This window comes from Bordetella sp. 02P26C-1 (assembly GCF_009763255.1).
Taxonomy (GTDB): Bacteria; Pseudomonadota; Gammaproteobacteria; order Burkholderiales; family Burkholderiaceae_B; genus Bordetella_A.
Window position 1 is genome coordinate 161,545 of the sequence record NZ_WSJB01000032.1, and the last position, 14,955, is coordinate 176,499.

Annotated in this window: 15 protein-coding genes; 9 read left to right on the plus strand and 6 right to left on the minus strand. The window is 60.7% G+C overall.

Annotation, left to right across the window (positions count from 1 at the left end):
* Window positions 1–23 precede the first annotated feature (23 nt).
* The 5 genes from GOQ28_RS17165 (at window position 24) to GOQ28_RS17185 (ending at window position 4,977) form a co-directional block, all read left to right on the plus strand.
* On the plus strand, window positions 24–485 hold the full coding sequence (locus GOQ28_RS17165) for an Mth938-like domain-containing protein (protein WP_160349560.1): 462 nt from the start codon (window positions 24–26) through the stop codon (window positions 483–485).
* Complete coding sequence (locus GOQ28_RS17170) at window positions 482–946, plus strand: peroxiredoxin (protein ID WP_160349561.1); 465 nt, start codon at window positions 482–484, stop codon at window positions 944–946. Before GOQ28_RS17165 ends, GOQ28_RS17170 begins: the two co-directional genes overlap by 4 nt.
* A 59-nt stretch (window positions 947–1,005) precedes the next feature.
* Entirely contained in the window at window positions 1,006–2,721 is a 1,716-nt protein-coding gene (locus GOQ28_RS17175; protein WP_160357315.1) for a PhoH family protein, read from the plus strand.
* 117 nt (window positions 2,722–2,838) lie between these two features.
* Window positions 2,839–3,819, plus strand: a complete 981-nt coding sequence (pdxA, locus tag GOQ28_RS17180) for a 4-hydroxythreonine-4-phosphate dehydrogenase PdxA (protein ID WP_160349563.1) — start codon at window positions 2,839–2,841, stop codon at window positions 3,817–3,819.
* A gap of 189 nt (window positions 3,820–4,008) precedes the next feature.
* Window positions 4,009–4,977, plus strand: a complete 969-nt coding sequence (locus GOQ28_RS17185; RefSeq protein ID WP_202109342.1) for a bile acid:sodium symporter family protein — start codon at window positions 4,009–4,011, stop codon at window positions 4,975–4,977.
* Window positions 4,978–5,102: 125 nt separating this feature from the next.
* Here the strand turns inward: GOQ28_RS17185 and GOQ28_RS17190 are convergent, their stop codons facing one another.
* Genes GOQ28_RS17190 through GOQ28_RS17200 form a run of 3 tightly spaced genes read right to left on the minus strand, consistent with a single transcriptional unit; the run spans window position 5,103 to window position 7,718 of the window.
* Window positions 5,103–5,792 carry an SOS response-associated peptidase gene (locus tag GOQ28_RS17190; protein WP_160357316.1) on the minus strand — a complete coding sequence of 230 codons (690 nt, stop codon included), beginning with the start codon at window positions 5,790–5,792 and terminating at the stop codon, window positions 5,103–5,105.
* A gap of 51 nt (window positions 5,793–5,843) precedes the next feature.
* Complete coding sequence (locus tag GOQ28_RS17195; protein WP_160349565.1) at window positions 5,844–6,809, minus strand: Bug family tripartite tricarboxylate transporter substrate binding protein; 966 nt, start codon at window positions 6,807–6,809, stop codon at window positions 5,844–5,846.
* A gap of 27 nt (window positions 6,810–6,836) precedes the next feature.
* The gene (locus GOQ28_RS17200) at window positions 6,837–7,718 is read right to left on the minus strand and encodes a TauD/TfdA dioxygenase family protein (protein WP_160357317.1); all 882 of its coding nucleotides are present in this window, start codon (window positions 7,716–7,718) and stop codon (window positions 6,837–6,839) included.
* 126 nt (window positions 7,719–7,844) lie between these two features.
* Here GOQ28_RS17200 and GOQ28_RS17205 point away from each other — a divergent pair, with 126 nt between their 5' ends.
* Complete coding sequence (locus tag GOQ28_RS17205) at window positions 7,845–8,591, plus strand: IclR family transcriptional regulator domain-containing protein (protein ID WP_160349567.1); 747 nt, start codon at window positions 7,845–7,847, stop codon at window positions 8,589–8,591.
* A 37-nt stretch (window positions 8,592–8,628) separates the two neighbouring features.
* Here the strand turns inward: GOQ28_RS17205 and GOQ28_RS17210 are convergent, their stop codons facing one another.
* Complete coding sequence (locus GOQ28_RS17210; RefSeq protein WP_160357318.1) at window positions 8,629–9,579, minus strand: LysR family transcriptional regulator; 951 nt, start codon at window positions 9,577–9,579, stop codon at window positions 8,629–8,631.
* Window positions 9,580–9,716: 137 nt separating this feature from the next.
* Here GOQ28_RS17210 and GOQ28_RS17215 point away from each other — a divergent pair, with 137 nt between their 5' ends.
* Both GOQ28_RS17215 and GOQ28_RS17220 read left to right on the plus strand, forming a co-directional pair.
* Window positions 9,717–11,030, plus strand: a complete 1,314-nt coding sequence (locus GOQ28_RS17215; protein WP_160357319.1) for an MFS transporter — start codon at window positions 9,717–9,719, stop codon at window positions 11,028–11,030.
* Window positions 11,031–11,037: 7 nt separating this feature from the next.
* Entirely contained in the window at window positions 11,038–12,531 is a 1,494-nt protein-coding gene (locus GOQ28_RS17220) for a M81 family metallopeptidase (RefSeq protein ID WP_160357320.1), read from the plus strand.
* On the opposite strand, the gene GOQ28_RS17225 is transcribed toward GOQ28_RS17220, so the two are convergent.
* Complete coding sequence (locus tag GOQ28_RS17225; RefSeq protein ID WP_160357321.1) at window positions 12,528–13,418, minus strand: AraC family transcriptional regulator; 891 nt, start codon at window positions 13,416–13,418, stop codon at window positions 12,528–12,530. The genes GOQ28_RS17220 and GOQ28_RS17225 overlap by 4 nt on opposite strands.
* A 142-nt stretch (window positions 13,419–13,560) precedes the next feature.
* On the opposite strand from GOQ28_RS17225, the gene GOQ28_RS17230 reads away from it, so the two are divergent.
* Window positions 13,561–14,316: an SDR family NAD(P)-dependent oxidoreductase gene (locus GOQ28_RS17230; RefSeq protein WP_160357322.1), complete on the plus strand. Its 756-nt coding sequence runs from the start codon at window positions 13,561–13,563 to the stop codon at window positions 14,314–14,316.
* Window positions 14,317–14,395: 79 nt separating this feature from the next.
* On the opposite strand, the gene GOQ28_RS17235 is transcribed toward GOQ28_RS17230, so the two are convergent.
* On the minus strand, window positions 14,396–14,953 hold the full coding sequence (locus GOQ28_RS17235) for a DUF1415 domain-containing protein (RefSeq protein ID WP_160349573.1): 558 nt from the start codon (window positions 14,951–14,953) through the stop codon (window positions 14,396–14,398).
* Window positions 14,954–14,955: the final 2 nt, after the last annotated feature.

Here is a 14,955-nt window from a genome sequence, read left to right on the forward strand (position 1 = left end):
GAAGCATAAAGCCGGAGTTTTTATTGAAGCTGCATACCGACCCTGCATCGTCGGCCCTGAATACGGTCACCGCCTACGGCGACGATTACATCGAAGTTAATCAGGTCCGATTTTCCCATGCCGTGACCTTCGGTCCCGAAGGCGCGGTCTCCGAATGGCCAGTCCGGGCCGCGAGCGAAATCACGGTTTCGTTACTGAAACAGGCCGCCGGACTGTCCGAGGTCAAACGCGACCCGCTGGCATTCCTGGACGCGCCCGAAGGCGGCGGCATCCCCAAGGGTGTCGGGCCCGAAGTGCTGCTGGTCGGCACGGGCGGGCGCCAGCGCATGCTCGCGCAGTCTGTCATCGGGCCGCTCCTGGCCGCCGGTATTGGTGTCGAAGTGATGGACACGCAGGCTGCGGCTCGTACCTATAACATCCTGATGGCCGAAGGCCGACGCGTGGTCGTCGCCCTGCTGCCGACTAATGGAGAGTCTTCTACATGACCGCGCTCATCGGCAAACCCGCGCCGTTGTTCACCGCCGAAAGCACGATTGGGCCCTTGAGCCTGGAACAATGCCAAGGCCGAGCCGTCGTGCTCTATTTTTACCCCAAGGACAATACGCCGGGGTGCACGACGGAAAGCCAGAATTTTCGAGATCTGCACGACGAGTTTCTCGCTGCCAGCACGATCGTGATCGGTATTTCGCGCGATTCGCTGAAGTCTCACGAGAACTTCCGTACGAAATACGATTTGCCGTTTCCGCTGATCGCGGACACGGACGAGACGGTTTGCAATCTGTATGGCGTCATCAAGATGAAAAACATGTACGGCAAACAGGTGCGTGGCATCGAACGCAGTACGTTTTTGATCGACGCGTACGGGCGGCTGGTGCAGGAATGGCGGGGCGTGAAGGTGCCTAACCACGCCAGCGAAGTCCTGCAGGCCGCGCGCAGTATCGGTTAACGCTGTCCCAAGCAGCATTTGTCAGGCGCTAGAGCCGGCCCCCCAGGAGAACCCCCTATATGCCGCTACCCAAGTTGCCCTCACGCCCCGCAGCTATCCTGACATTCCCTTCGGGCGAAAGCCCGAGTCCCAAGGCACGTAGCACCAAGGCCGCGAAGAAGGCGGCCACCCCGCCCGCTCCGGAAGCCGCCGAGGCATTGCCGGTTCAACCAGAACTCAGTGGTTTGCAAACCGCGGCCAAGGCCCGCGAAGCGGCGCCCGCGCCGAATGTCGCCAAATTGCCCGTGGGGGACCCGGCTCCGGTCGCCGAGGCGCCAAAGCCCGCGAAGAAAGCGCCTGCGGCCTCGCCTGCAAAGGCATCGACCCGCAAGGGCCGTGCGCAGGCCGGCAATGGGCCGCGCCGATTGTTCGTGCTGGACACGAACGTGCTGCTGCACGATCCGTCTTCGTTGTTCCGTTTCCAGGAACACGACATTTATCTGCCCATGATGACCCTCGAAGAGCTGGATCATCAGAAAAAGGGCATGTCCGAAGTCGCGCGAAACGCCCGGCAGGTGAGTCGCTCGCTCGATGCATTGGTGCAGGACGCCACCCGGCTGGATGATGGCCTGGAGCTGAGCAAGCTGGGCAACAAGGACGCCACTGGCCGTCTGATGTTCCAGACCACGGCCGTGCATAGCGCCCTGCCCGACGATTTGCCCATGGGCAAGGCCGACAACCAGATCCTGGGAGTCGTGCGCGCGTTGCAGGAAAAGTACAAGGACCGCGAAGTCGTGCTGGTGTCCAAGGACATCAACATGCGCTTGAAGGCCCGCACGCTTGGCATGGCGGCGGAGGACTATTACAACGATCACGTGTTGGAAGACTCGGATCTGTTGTACCCGGGTGTGCTGCAGCTACCCGACGATTTTTGGAACCGGCACGGCAAGGATGTGGAATCGTGGCAGCAAGGCGGCACGACGTTCTATCGCATCCATGGACCGCTGTGTTCGCAGTTCGTGGTGAATCAGTTCGTCTACTTTGACGGTCAGCTGCCCCTGCATGCCCAGGTCCGCGAGGTCAGCGGGAAAACGGCGGTACTGGCAACGCTGCGCGATTACACGCATGGCAAGAACAACGTCTGGGGGATCACCGCGCGCAATCGCGAACAGAACTTTGCGATGAACCTGCTGATGAATCCGGACTGCGATTTCGTGTCGCTGCTAGGTCAGGCGGGTACCGGCAAGACGCTGCTGGCATTGGCCGCGGGCATCACCCAGGTGCTCGAGACCAAGCGCTATAACGAGATCATCATGACGCGCGTGACGGTGCCAGTCGGTGATGACATCGGATTTCTACCGGGCACCGAGGAAGAAAAAATGCTGCCGTGGATGGGTGCGCTCGAGGACAACCTCGATGTGCTGAACATGAACGACAGCGAGTCTGGCGCCGACTGGGGCCGCGCGGCCACCATGGACCTGATTCGTTCGCGCATCAAGGTGAAGTCGCTGAACTTCATGCGCGGCCGGACCTTCCTGAACAAGTATTTGATCATCGACGAGGCGCAGAACCTGACGCCCAAGCAGATGAAGACGCTGATCACCCGGGCCGGCCCGGGCACCAAGGTCGTCTGTTTGGGTAATGTGGCGCAGATCGATACGCCTTATCTGACGGAGGGCAGTTCCGGTTTGACGTTCGTGGTGGACCGGTTCAAAGGTTGGCCGCATGCGGGTCACGTCACGCTGCAGCGCGGTGAACGGTCGCGTCTGGCCGACTATGCCGGAGATGTTTTGTAATGCGCGTGCGCTGAGTGCAAAATAGGCAAATGTCGTCGCGGCGAGGTGCAGGCCTCGCCGTTTTCCTTTGTGAGCGCACGCGCATCGCGCGCGAGCGGTTTGTTGTGGGGCCATATCATGTCTGAATTGCATCCTGTCGGCATCACCATGGGCGATGCAGCCGGCATCGGTCCGGAAATCGTCGTGAAAGCCTGCGCGCAAGGGTTGCGTGCGCCTGCCGTGGTGTACGGCGACGCGGGCGCGCTGCGGCGCGCGGCCGATGCGTTAGGCGCGCGGCTGGACGTGGTCGAAATCCCCGACGTGAGCGCGGCGACTGGCACGCCGGGGCAGATCGAAGTCATCGCCTGCCGCGAGCCGCTGCCGGCGGATCTGCCATTGCGGCAGGCCAGCGCGGCCGCAGGCCAGGCCGCCTACGACTATCTCTGCGCGGCGATCGACGACGCCATGACGCAGCGCATCCGCGCCATCGTGACCGCGCCCCTGAGCAAGCATTCCATGCATATGGCCGGTATCGACCAGCCCGGGCACACCGAGATCCTGGCCGAGCGTTCCAACACCGCGGATTTCGCCATGATGCTGGCCAATGACGAACTGCGGGTGTTGCTGGTCACGATCCATATGGCGCTGGCCGATGTGCCCAAAGCCATCACGGCAGAGGCCGAGATGCGTGCGATCCGGCTCGCGCATCGGGCATGTCGGCACATGGGGATCGAGCAGCCGCGTATTGCGGTGGCGGGCTTGAATCCCCATGCGGGAGAAGATGGCAAGTTTGGACGCGAAGACGTGGACATCATCGCGCCCGCGATTGCGCAAGCGCGCGCCGAAGGGCTGGATGTGTCGGGTCCTTGGCCCGGCGACACGATTTTCATGCGGGCGCGCCGTGGTGAATTCGATATTGTCGTCGCGCAATATCACGACCAGGGGTTGATACCGGTGAAATATCTGGGTGTCGATCAAGGCGTGAACGTCACCGTGGGTTTGCCCTTTGTGCGCACGAGCGTGGATCATGGGACGGCGTTTGATATTGCTGGCAAGGGGATCGCCGATCATTCTTCGCTAGTGGCGGCGTTCGATCTCGCGTTGCGCATGACGCCGTAGGCCAGCGAAGTATGCCGCATGCGCGGGCACCCTGCAGGCGGCATCGCGCGGGCGCATGACCCGAGCCATGCGTAGCGGTACCCGCCGCCGCGGATACGTATCCTTCCGGTCAACGGCGTGTCAGGCGTGGCGCTCTACAATAGGCGCCTTTACGCGCCCCCTTTTGGCGCTGCCCGGTTGCTACGTTACATGTCCCGCCTTATCCGTTTTTTGCCTGATCGCTTCACGCTCTTTATCATCGCCACTGTTCTCATCGCGAGCCTCGCCCCGGCACACGGACAGGGTCTGGCGGCTTTCGAATGGATCACGAATCTGGCCATCGCGGTCCTGTTCTTTTTGCATGGGGCGCGCCTGTCGCGCGAGGCGATCGTGGCCGGGATGCTGCATTGGCGCCTGCATTTAACGGTGTTTTCGGCGACGTTTCTAATGTTTCCGCTGCTGGGGCTGGCGCTAAGGCCGGTGCTCACGCCGCTGGTCACGCCTGAGCTCTACGCGGGGATTCTTTTTCTTTGCTGTCTGCCGGCGACCGTGCAGTCGGCCATCGCATTCACGTCCATGGCGCGTGGCAACGTGCCGGCCGCGGTATGCAGCGCCTCCGCCTCCAGCTTGTTGGGTATTTTCCTGACGCCCCTGTTGGCCGGCATGATCGTGGTGTCCAGCAGCGCGGCGCCGATCTCGTATGACGCGGTGGGCAAGATCATGCTGCAGCTGCTGCTGCCGTTTCTGTTGGGGCAGATCGCGCGCCGCTGGATTGGCGCCTGGGTGCATCGCCGCAAGCCTTTGTTGAAGTTTGTGGATCAGGGATCGATTCTGCTGGTGGTCTATACGGCCTTCTCTGAAGCCATGAACGAAGGTCTCTGGCGCGATACGCCGGTGCCGGCCTTGATTGGGCTGGTGTTTTGCTGCGCGGTGCTGCTGGCGGTGGCGTTGTTGGGGTGCATCGTACTGGGCAAGATCTTCAAATTCGATCTGGCTGACCGCATTACCTTGCTGTTTGGCGGCTCGAAGAAGAGCCTGGCCACCGGTATTCCCATGGCCCAGGTGATTTTCGCGGGACAGGCGGTCGGGGCGATCGTGTTGCCCTTGATGCTGTTTCATCAGATTCAGTTGATGGTGTGCGCCGTACTGGCGGCGCGCTACGCGAAACGGCCGCATTGACGGCGATGAAACCGGCTGACTGCGTGCGTGCTTGGGCATCCACGCAGAAGACTTCGTATGCGCGCCACGGGAAGTGGCAGATGCCGGCCGCGAACTGAGTTCTCGCTTTCCCGACACTTTCTCTTTTATTCGTCGCGCGCCTGTTCGTCCTGTTTAGCCACTGGCGCGGCGATCAATGCGTCAGCGGGATAAGGTTGCAGGAATAAGGGCATGTCTTGCAGCGTGGCATTGAGCCACCCGGTGTACGACTCATCGGGCAAGATCACGACCATGCGCTTTTCATCATTGGGACGGTGATACCGCTGAAATAGCGGATGGTGATCGGCGTTGATCGTCAGCATGGTGTAGCTCAGACGCCAGTTGCCGGACGCATCCTTGTATTGATCCCAGAGTCCGGCAATCCCCAGCGGTGCACCATCAGCGCGGGTAAAGCGGGTAGAAATCGCTTTGCCCGTGCGCCAGTCGGGCTCGTAGATGGCCTCGGCGGGGATGATGCAGCGCTGGCCTTTGCGCCACGCATGGCTGAACGTGAAGGATTTATGCGCGGTTTCTGAGCGCGCATTGAACGTCGATAATTTCTCGGCGCGCGGCAAGTTATCGGCGCGCGTCATCGCCGAAATCAGGCCCCAGCGGCCCAGCTCGGTTTCGCGCTCGGGCACGGCCTCGTCACCGCTATCCCATTCCGGTGGCCGGCGGATAAATTCGCCCAGGCGGCGCGGCCACATGTCCGCGCCAGGCGGTAGCGGCAAGCCGCGCGAACGGAAGTATTTTTCCATTTGTTCGCGCTTCTTGATGCCTTGATAGTGGCTGCACATGGCTCCCCCCTGCACGCAACGGTGAAGCCATATGATTCCACACTTTGATGATCAGTTGATCGACACCCCCGTCAGATCCACGAGCTCGCGCCAGTTCTTCACCTCGGATGCTTGATAGGCCTTTAAGTCTGCGGCAGAACCCGGCGTCGGTGTCATGCCGATCTGCTTGGCCAGTTGTTGTAGTTCGTCGCTTTTTAATACCGCGTTGGCTTCGCGGTTGAGTCGGTCGATGACCTCGGCGGGCGTACCTTTAGGGGCAAACATCGCAAACCAGACGACCAGATCGTATTTATCCAAACCGCCCTCGCCCACAGTCGGCACTTCGGGCGCGAAGGCCGCGCGCTCCTTGGAAGTGACCGCTACCGCCTGGATTTTCCCTGCCGCGATCTGCGGCAAGGACGGTCCTACGTTTTCAAATGCGTACGAGATGCGGCCACTGATCAGATCCGTCATCATGCCGCCCACATTGCTATAGAGCACGGTCGCTACGTCGATGTCGGCCGCGCGTTTCAACAGTTCGATCCAAACGCGCGCGGTGGTGTTGCTAGCGCCAAAGTTGATCGTACCCGGCTTCGCGCGCGCCTCTTGAATCAGCTCGGGCAAGGTGCGAGCCTTCACCTCCGGGTTCGCGATCAGCACCATGGGCAGTTTGCCCATCAATGCCACCGGCGCGAAGTCCGCGACGGGATCGTGAGGCAGATTGTTGTAGAGACTGACATTGGCCGCCATGGGCCCATTGGTGCCCATCATCAGGGTGTAACCATCAGGCTGACTACGCGCCACGACATTCGCGCCGATATTGCCGCCCGCCCCCGCTTTATTTTCCACGGTCACCGGTTGGCCCAAACGTTCGCTCAAGCCCTTTGCCATGCCGCGCGCCAGGATGTCGGTCGCCGACCCGGCGCCGAATGGAACCACGATATTAATGGGCTTGTCCGGATACGCGGCCCAGGCTGGCGACATGCTCGTCGCGCTCAAGGCGCAGATAGCGGCCCACCGCATTACATGCTTGATCATTTTTTTACCCCGTCAAAAATCTGACTGTTACGAAACCGTCGGGCCGGCGTCTTGTACCGTGGCGCGACGCATCGAACGACGAAAACGCTCATCGAATCCGGTCCCGCGATGCATGGTGCGCCGGTTATCCCACAGGACAAGGTCATCAACGCGCCAACGATGTCGATACACGAACTGAGCTTGCGTGGCGAAAGCCATCAGGTCATCGACTAACGCACGGCTTTTATCGACGTCCATGCCTTCGATGCCGCTGATATGCGAGGCGAGGTAGAGCGAATGTTTTCCCGTGGCCGCATGTTGTCGCACCAGCACTTGTCGTACGGGCGGCTGCATTTCGCGCCATGCTGGAGGGATGCCGTCGACATCAAAGCCCGTCAAACCGCGCGAATGAAAATAATCGTGCGTGGCGATGAGCGGCAGCAGACGGGTCTGCATGTCCGGATCCAGTGCATCCCACACGGCCGTCATATCGGCGAATTCGGTAGCGCCGCCAACTGGAGGGATTTCCTGCGCGGAAAGCAGGGAAACACTGGCCGGCGTTCGTTTGAACGAGCTGTCCGTATGCCAGAGTTGATTGCTCAGGTTGATCAGCCGTCGGATGTCTCCCGCATCGAGGATCTGGCCTTTCTCATCCAGATTCGAAATGTCGGAAAGCTCCGCATGGCCAAGCCTGCGCGGCCGCTGGGCGTTATAGACGGACGCGCCGACGGATATCTCCAGCGGGCCGAATACCTTGGCCACCTCGAGCTGTTGGGCTTCGGTCAAGGGTTGATCGGGAAACACCAGCACGGCATATTGGTCCACGGCGGCGCGCAGCGCCTGGGCATCGTCGGCCGACAAACCTTGGGCGAGATTCAGCCCATAGACCTCGGCCACGAAATCGGGTCTGACGACGGTCAGCTCGATCATGACGTCTCCTTCCATCAAAGTGTGGTATTTTTCGTTGTACGAAAATGTTTTCTTTAATCGAAAACCATAATGCCAAAAACGAGAAACTCGGAAACTAGGGATTTACCCAAAGGCGGAGACCTGTTCGTGGAAGCCTTTGCGCGCGGCTTGGGCGTAATCAGCGCGTTTGGCCCAGGGCACCAGCGCATGACGTTGAGCGAAATTGCCGCGCGTGCAAACGTGACGCCGGCGGGCGCGCGCCGGTTACTACATACCTTGGTGACGCTGGGCTATGCCGTCCAGCAAGATCGCAGCTTTAGTCTCACACCAAAAGTGATGGAAATCGGCTATGCGTACTTGGCTTCGTTGCCATTGCGTGATCTGGCGCGCACTGCGGTTGAGGCGTTCATGAAAGACACGGGCGAGATCTGCACGGCCTCTGTGCTCGATGGTGACGCCGTGGTGTATGTGGCGCGCGCCGAAATGCCAAGCCCCGTGTCTCGACGGTTAGGCATAGGCGAGCGGCTGCCTGCGCATGCGACATCAAGCGGCCTGGTTTTGCTGGGTGGCTTGGATGATGAGATGCTTGAGGCCTATTTGAGCCGCGCGCCGTTTGAGCCGTTGACGGAACATACGTTGACGCAGCGCGATGCGCTGCGCCACGCGGTGATGCAAGCTCGCAAAGACCGCTACGCCATCGCCGCCGAACATTTAGAGCTGGGCATCTGCGGGCTGGCGGTGCCCATATTCGACGATCGGGGCGCGATAGCCGCCGCGCTTACCACCAGCTTGCGGCTGGCCAAGCATAAACGGCCCGATATCGTGGATCGATTTCTACCGCGCCTGCGCGAAGGCGCAAGACAAATCAGCCAGGCGCTGGGTTATCGAGGATGATCGCTCGCGGTGACAGCCAGTCGCCATACCAAACGAGCTAAACCCCAATTGCATCGCCTCGCACCCCGCGCCGGGGGTGCCCGGAGAACAAAGGCAGACGCGATTCGATCCGCCGCAACATCTCGGTGGCGGCGCTCGACAAGGGCCGCCCCAACCTGACCATGAGCTGCATCTCCGCTTGCCGCAATACCGGATGCGCGATGGGCACCAGCACCAGCTCCCCACTGGACAGCTCGAGCGAGGCGCCTATATCGGTCATCAACACCGCGCCCGCGCCTGCCAAGGCATACTGACGCAGCACACCCAACGAGTTGGTCGTCAACGCCGGCGAGATGTGGATCTTCTCGGTGAATTCCAACAGCTCCACGATACGTCGCAAGCCATAAGGCGCGGTCATCAGTGCCAGAGGATGCTGCATGAGATCCTTGACGGTGATCGGGCGCCGCTTGCGCGCCAAGGGATGATCGGCTCGCACCAACGCCCCCACAGCCAGCGCCTGCCGAGCCCGGATGCGCACCTCGGGATGCACCGGGGGATTAAATGCCAATCCGATATGCACGCGGTCGGTACGCACTGCCTCCACGACTTCGTCGACCGACGCCGTGTTGATGCCGACGCGGATATTGGGAAACTCCTGGCAGAACGGCCCCATCACATACTGCATCAGGGCTTCGATCATGCCTTCGCTAATGCTCAGTTCGACGTGTCCGCGGCGCATGCCGCGCAATTCCTGTAGCCGGTCCTGCAAGTGCTCGTGTTGCGCTCTATACCCGCGCAAGAATTCTTCCAGCATCTCCGCCGCGTCGGTGGGCGCCAACCCGCGTGCTCGGCGTTCAAATAGCGGCAATCCGATTTCCTTTTCAAGCAGCTGAATCTGCCGACTGATGACCGATGGCGACATCTCGAGCTTTTCCGCTGCGCCCCGAATCGAGCCGCAGACGATCACCTCGTGCATATAGCGCAGCCTCGCCTGATTCAGTTCTTTCATCGCCCTTGCCTTGCCGTTTAGTGTTGCTTAAAAGCGAACGATAAGTGACAGAATCGACTCTTGTCCACAACACAGCTCTCTGCGAGGATGGCGATTCCAGAAGGCAGTCCATTACTACACCTAAAGGGAAAACTTGCATGACTTCCGGGACGACTCTCGCGGTATCGCAGCCTGCGCGCACACCCGATGCATTGACCGCGATCTATAAGAAAATCAGCTGGCGCTTGTTGCCGCTGCTCTTGCTCTGCTACACCTTCGCCTATCTCGATCGGGTCAACATCGGGTTCGCCAAACTGCAGATGCAGGCCGATATCGGCATCTCCGACGCGGTGTATGGACTCGGCGCCGGGATATTTTTCCTGGGCTATGTGATGTTCGAAGTGCCCAGCAATCTGTTGCTGGTGCGAATCGGCGCACGCAAGACCATCTGCCGCATCATGCTGCTTTGGGGGCTGACATCGGCCAGCATGTTGTTCGTGCAAGGTGAATACAGCTTTTACGCGTTGCGCTTTTTGCTCGGCGTATTCGAAGCCGGCTTCGCGCCTGGCATGATTTTCTTTTTGACCTATTGGTATTCAAGTTCGCGCATGGCGGGCGTCATGGCAGTGGTGATGTGCGCGGGGCCCATCGGCGGCATGCTTGGCGGCCCGGTGTCCGCATGGATCATGACGCGCTTCAATGGTCTGCATGGACTGGAGGGCTGGCAGTGGATGTTCCTGATCGAAGGCTTGCCCTGTGTGTTGCTTGGATTCATCGCCTATCGATGCCTGACGGATAAACCCGAAGAAGCGCGCTGGCTGACGGATGACGAACGCAAGCTGCTTGCCGCCGACCTGCAGACCCGCAAGCCCGCCGACACCACGCACTCGTTTCGCGACGTGTTGAAAGACCCCGGCATCTACGCGCTGGCGATTCCTTATTTCTGCCTGATCTCGGGTATCTATGCCGTGAGCTTCTGGCTGCCGACGTTGCTACAGGCCTCTGGCGTGCAGGACACCATGGCGATCGGCTTCTGGTCGGCCGTGCCGTATATCGCGGCCATCATCGCGATGTTTGTGTTGTCACGTAGCTCCGACAGAATGCGCGAACGCCGCTGGCATGTGACCGGCACGGCGATTGTGGCGGGCGTGGCGTTGATTGCCGCATTGCGTATGCCCGAGTATTTCCTGCTGTCGATGACCTTGCTGGTGATTTCCACCGCATTGATGTGGGCCGCGTATACCGTGTTCTGGGCAGTGCCGTCGCAGCATCTCACGGGTCCGGCCGCCGCTGGCGGTATCGCATTGATTAATAGCATCGGTCTGCTCGGCGGTTTTGCCAGCCCGGCATTGATCGGCTGGTTGAAGACCGCGACCGGGTCGCTCAATGCCGGTTTGTATGTCATCGTGGGACTGCTGATTGTCGGCACTCTGCCTTTGCTGTTTACCCGCCACGCGCGTGTCCAAGGATAAATCTGTCATGAGAATTCTGGTCGCTGGTTTCCAGCATGAAACCAATACCTTTGCACCTACGCCGACCGATTACGATAATTTCGTGCGCGGCGAAGGCTTTCCTGCCCTGGCGCGTGGCGACGAGGTGCTGGCGCTAGCGGGCGTCAACATCCCCGCGGGCGGCTTCTTGCAGGCCGCCCAAGCCGACGGGCATGAGATCGTGCCAGTCCTCTGGGCCGCCGCCAGCCCGGCCGCGCATGTGACGCGCCGAGCATTCGAAACGATCGCCACCGAGATTGTCGAGGCCGCGCGCAAAGCAACGTATGACGCGATTTATCTGGATCTGCACGGCGCCATGGTGACGGTTGATGCGGACGATGGCGAGGGCGAACTGCTGGCGCGCCTGCGGGCCTGTGTGGGACCCGACATGCCCATCGTGGTGAGTCTGGACCTGCACGCGAACGTCACTGCCGGCATGCTGCGCGACGCGACGGCGATGGTGGCGTATCGCAGCTATCCGCACGTGGACATGGCGGACACGGGTGCCAACGCCTATCGGTTGCTTCAACAAGTGATGCAAGCCGGCGGCAAACTGCATACCTTCTCGCTGCGTCTGCCCTTTCTTATTCCGATCAATGGCATGTGCACGCTGCTGGAACCGGCGCGTTCGATTTACGACGCCGTGGCGTCATTGGAAGCTGAGGCGGGGCTGGCGTCGCTGTCGTTTACTCCGGGTTTTCCGGCGGCCGATTTCCCCGAATGCGGACCTGTCGTATGGGGCCACGGCACCGATCCCGAGGCGCTGCGCACGGCGGTGCAGGCCCTGTACGATCGCGTCGAACAGGCTGAACCCGAATGGGCGGTGCCCTTCCTGGCACCCGCCGAAGCAATCCTGCAAGCGCAGGATTTGGCCAGACATGCATCCAAGCCCGTCGTGATCGCCGATACGCAGGACAATCCGGGTGCGGGCGGCGACTCCAACACTACCGGCATGCTACGCGCGCTCATCGATGCGGATGCGCAGGACGCCGCGCTGGGGCTGCTCTGGGACCCCGAGGCCGTCCAGCAAGCCATTGCTGCTGGCGTGGGCAACAAGGTGACACTCTCGCTAGGCGGGAAATCCAAGGTAGCCGGGGTGGAACCTTTGCTAGCCGAATTTCTCGTCGAATACGTGGGGGATGGAAAATGCCGCTTTGATGGCCCGATGATGCATGGCGTTCAGGCTGATGTGGGGCCTGTCGTATGTCTGCGTATTGGTGGCGTGCGCGTCGTGGTCAGTTCAGGTAAATCGCAGATGCTGGACCGCAATCTATTTCGCACTGGCAACGTACAGCCAGAGACCATGAAGATTCTGGTGGTCAAAAGCTCTGTACATTTCCGCGCGGACTTTCAGCCGATTGCTGAAGCCGTACTCGTGGCGAAAGCGCCCGGCCCCATGATGGCGGACTGCGCGGACCTGCCATGGACGCGGCTTTCGCCTGGCATACGTACGCGCCCAATGGGGCAAGCGTTCGCGAGTTAGGCCGACACGGCTTGGTCTTGCCGCGCCGCTCGCACATCCCTTGCGGGCGGCGTGCCGAAGAATCGCGCATAGTCCCGGGTGAATTGCGGCACGCTTTCATAGCCCACCGCAAAAGCCGCACGACTAGCCGTTGCGGCTTGTCCATGCATCAGGCGGCGCGCCTCGATCAGGCGCAGTTGCTTTTGAAACTGCAGCGGAGACAACGACGTCGCGCGACGAAAGTGCTGGTAGAACGACGACGGACTCATGCCCGCCACGTCGGCGAGTTTTTCCATCCGCAGCTTCTGCGTGTATTCACGCCGCAGCACTGCTACCGCTCGCGCGATACGACGGGCGGGGGCATGGTTCAAGCCTAAACGTCTGATCGCGGGACTATGTTTTCCTTGGAGCAACCAGTAGTGCATTTCACGCACGAGTTGCGCCTGTAACACGGCCAGCGCGTCGGGACGATCCAGCAGTTGCACCAGCCGCAATGCGGCGTCCGCTACTTCACGCTCGGTGGATATCACTCGGATTGGACTTTCTTCCTCGGGCACGCTGTCCGCGATCTGTTCGGTCAGTTCGGCGATCAGCGCCAGATCGAGTTCCAAGGTCAGCGCCAGATAGGGTTTGACCAGGGTCGCAGCCGTGATCTGGCTTGTGGTGGGCACATCGCCGGTGATCAAGAGCGAGTCGCCCGCATTGAAGATAAAGGTCTGGTGGCCCAGCGTGACGTGTTTTGTGCCTTGCAGGATGAGGCAAACCAGTGGACGCGGAATAGAGTGCGCGAGCCCACTGGGCGCCACTGCACGCACGGTTGTCAAACCCGCGACAGGGGTGACCCCCACGCCTTCCAGCAAGCCGTGGGCCTCGGTGTAACGCGTGACGGCATCGAGCAAGGAGTCCATGCGCAGAGTCTACTGCCGATGGCGCACTCTCGGCTGGCCGTTGGAGAATCAGGCAAGAAAATCCCAATATCCGGCAACGCGCGTTTCTCGTGGCGGCGCATCATTTGTCCACCCTCTTCCACCACTTAATTGAGGAACCGCTATGACCACCATTTCCCTCATCACCGGCGCCAGCCGTGGCCTGGGCCGCAACACCGCATTGAGCATCGCCAAGCGCGGCGGCGATGTCGTCCTGACCTATCGCAGCCAGGAACAAGAAGCCCAAGCCGTCGTAGAAGAAATCCAAGCACTGGGACGCCAGGCAATCGCCCTGCCCTTGGATACGGGCAACGTTGCCAGCTTCGTGGCCTTCGCGGAAAGCCTGCGCGCCGCGTTGCGCGAGAACTGGTCGCGCGACACTATCGATCATCTTGTCAATAATGCAGGCCACGGCGACTACGCGACGATTGATCAGTTGACCGAAGCGCAGTTCGACGGCCTGGTCGATGTGCACTTCAAGGGCGTGTTTTTCCTGACGCAAACGCTGTTGCCAATCATCGCCGACGGCGGACGCATCATCAATCTGTCCACGGGTCTGACACGTTTCAGCGCACCAGGGTACTCGGTCTACGCGGCCGCCAAAGGCGCGGTCGAGGTGCTGACCCGCTATATGGCCAAGGAACTAGGCCCGCGCGGCATCGCGGTCAATACGGTGGCGCCGGGCGCTATCGAAACCGATTTCGGTGGCGGGGTCGTGCGCGACAACCTTGAGCTCAACCGCCAGTTCGCGGCGATGACGGCGCTGGGCCGCGTAGGCATGCCCGATGACATTGGCCCCATGATCGCGAGTCTGCTGTCCGCCGACAATCGTTGGGTAACGGCGCAGCGTATCGAGGTGTCGGGCGGACAGGCGATCTGATCGCGCACGCAAGGCGTCTCGTTCGGGCGGGCTCGCGGGCAGATCTTCTTTAATCGCGAGCCCGCCCGGTTTGATGCGCCTATTCTTGCGACATCAGCTTGCGCCAACCTTCCCAGCCCAGGCGCTGCATCGTCGCGATGTTCTTCTCGTAGATCTCCGACGCGTCGGCAAAGGCTTCCACCGCCCGGTCGATGCTGTCTTCGCGCAAGATGTGCAGAATCGGATGCGGCGAACGATTCGTACAGTTTTCTATGTCGTCGGGATTCGTGTCGGCAAACTGAAAGTCAGGATGAAACGTCGCGACCTGGAAATCGCCAACCAGACGCATGCGTTTGAGCAAACGCTCGGAATAATCTTCAAAGTCGTTGAAGTCATAGAAGTCATTCAACGCGTCCGGCAGAATCAACAGCGTGGTGTCGATGTCCTCTGGCGCGGCTTCCGAGATCAGCATCAACTCGCTTTCCAGATCGGTCAGCACGCCCTCGTCATCGGTGGCGTCGCTGACCGCATAGCGCACTTGGTTCTTGACCTGCACGGCCTTGGCGAAAGGACAGAGATTCAAGCCAATGACGGCCTGCTCTACCCATCGGCGGGTCTCGTCGATGACACGCTGATAGGCGCCGTCGGTGTGAATCATTT

Excerpts from the sequence above, each read along its gene's own strand:
- GOQ28_RS17170 (WP_160349561.1), top strand. The coding sequence starts at position 482 with ATGACCGCGCTCATCGGCAAACCCGCGCCGTTGTTCACCGCCGAAAGC.
- GOQ28_RS17185 (WP_202109342.1), top strand. The coding sequence starts at position 4,009 with ATGTCCCGCCTTATCCGTTTTTTGCCTGATCGCTTCACGCTCTTTATC.
- GOQ28_RS17220 (WP_160357320.1), top strand. The coding sequence starts at position 11,038 with ATGAGAATTCTGGTCGCTGGTTTCCAGCATGAAACCAATACCTTTGCA.
- GOQ28_RS17235 (WP_160349573.1), bottom strand. The coding sequence starts at position 14,953 with ATGATTCACACCGACGGCGCCTATCAGCGTGTCATCGACGAGACCCGC.
- GOQ28_RS17210 (WP_160357318.1), bottom strand. The coding sequence starts at position 9,579 with ATGAAAGAACTGAATCAGGCGAGGCTGCGCTATATGCACGAGGTGATC.
- GOQ28_RS17175 (WP_160357315.1), top strand. The coding sequence starts at position 1,006 with ATGCCGCTACCCAAGTTGCCCTCACGCCCCGCAGCTATCCTGACATTC.
- pdxA (WP_160349563.1), top strand. The coding sequence starts at position 2,839 with ATGTCTGAATTGCATCCTGTCGGCATCACCATGGGCGATGCAGCCGGC.
- GOQ28_RS17195 (WP_160349565.1), bottom strand. The coding sequence starts at position 6,809 with ATGATCAAGCATGTAATGCGGTGGGCCGCTATCTGCGCCTTGAGCGCG.
- GOQ28_RS17190 (WP_160357316.1), bottom strand. The coding sequence starts at position 5,792 with ATGTGCAGCCACTATCAAGGCATCAAGAAGCGCGAACAAATGGAAAAA.
- GOQ28_RS17200 (WP_160357317.1), bottom strand. The coding sequence starts at position 7,718 with ATGATCGAGCTGACCGTCGTCAGACCCGATTTCGTGGCCGAGGTCTAT.
- GOQ28_RS17230 (WP_160357322.1), top strand. The coding sequence starts at position 13,561 with ATGACCACCATTTCCCTCATCACCGGCGCCAGCCGTGGCCTGGGCCGC.
- GOQ28_RS17215 (WP_160357319.1), top strand. The coding sequence starts at position 9,717 with ATGACTTCCGGGACGACTCTCGCGGTATCGCAGCCTGCGCGCACACCC.
- GOQ28_RS17225 (WP_160357321.1), bottom strand. The coding sequence starts at position 13,418 with ATGGACTCCTTGCTCGATGCCGTCACGCGTTACACCGAGGCCCACGGC.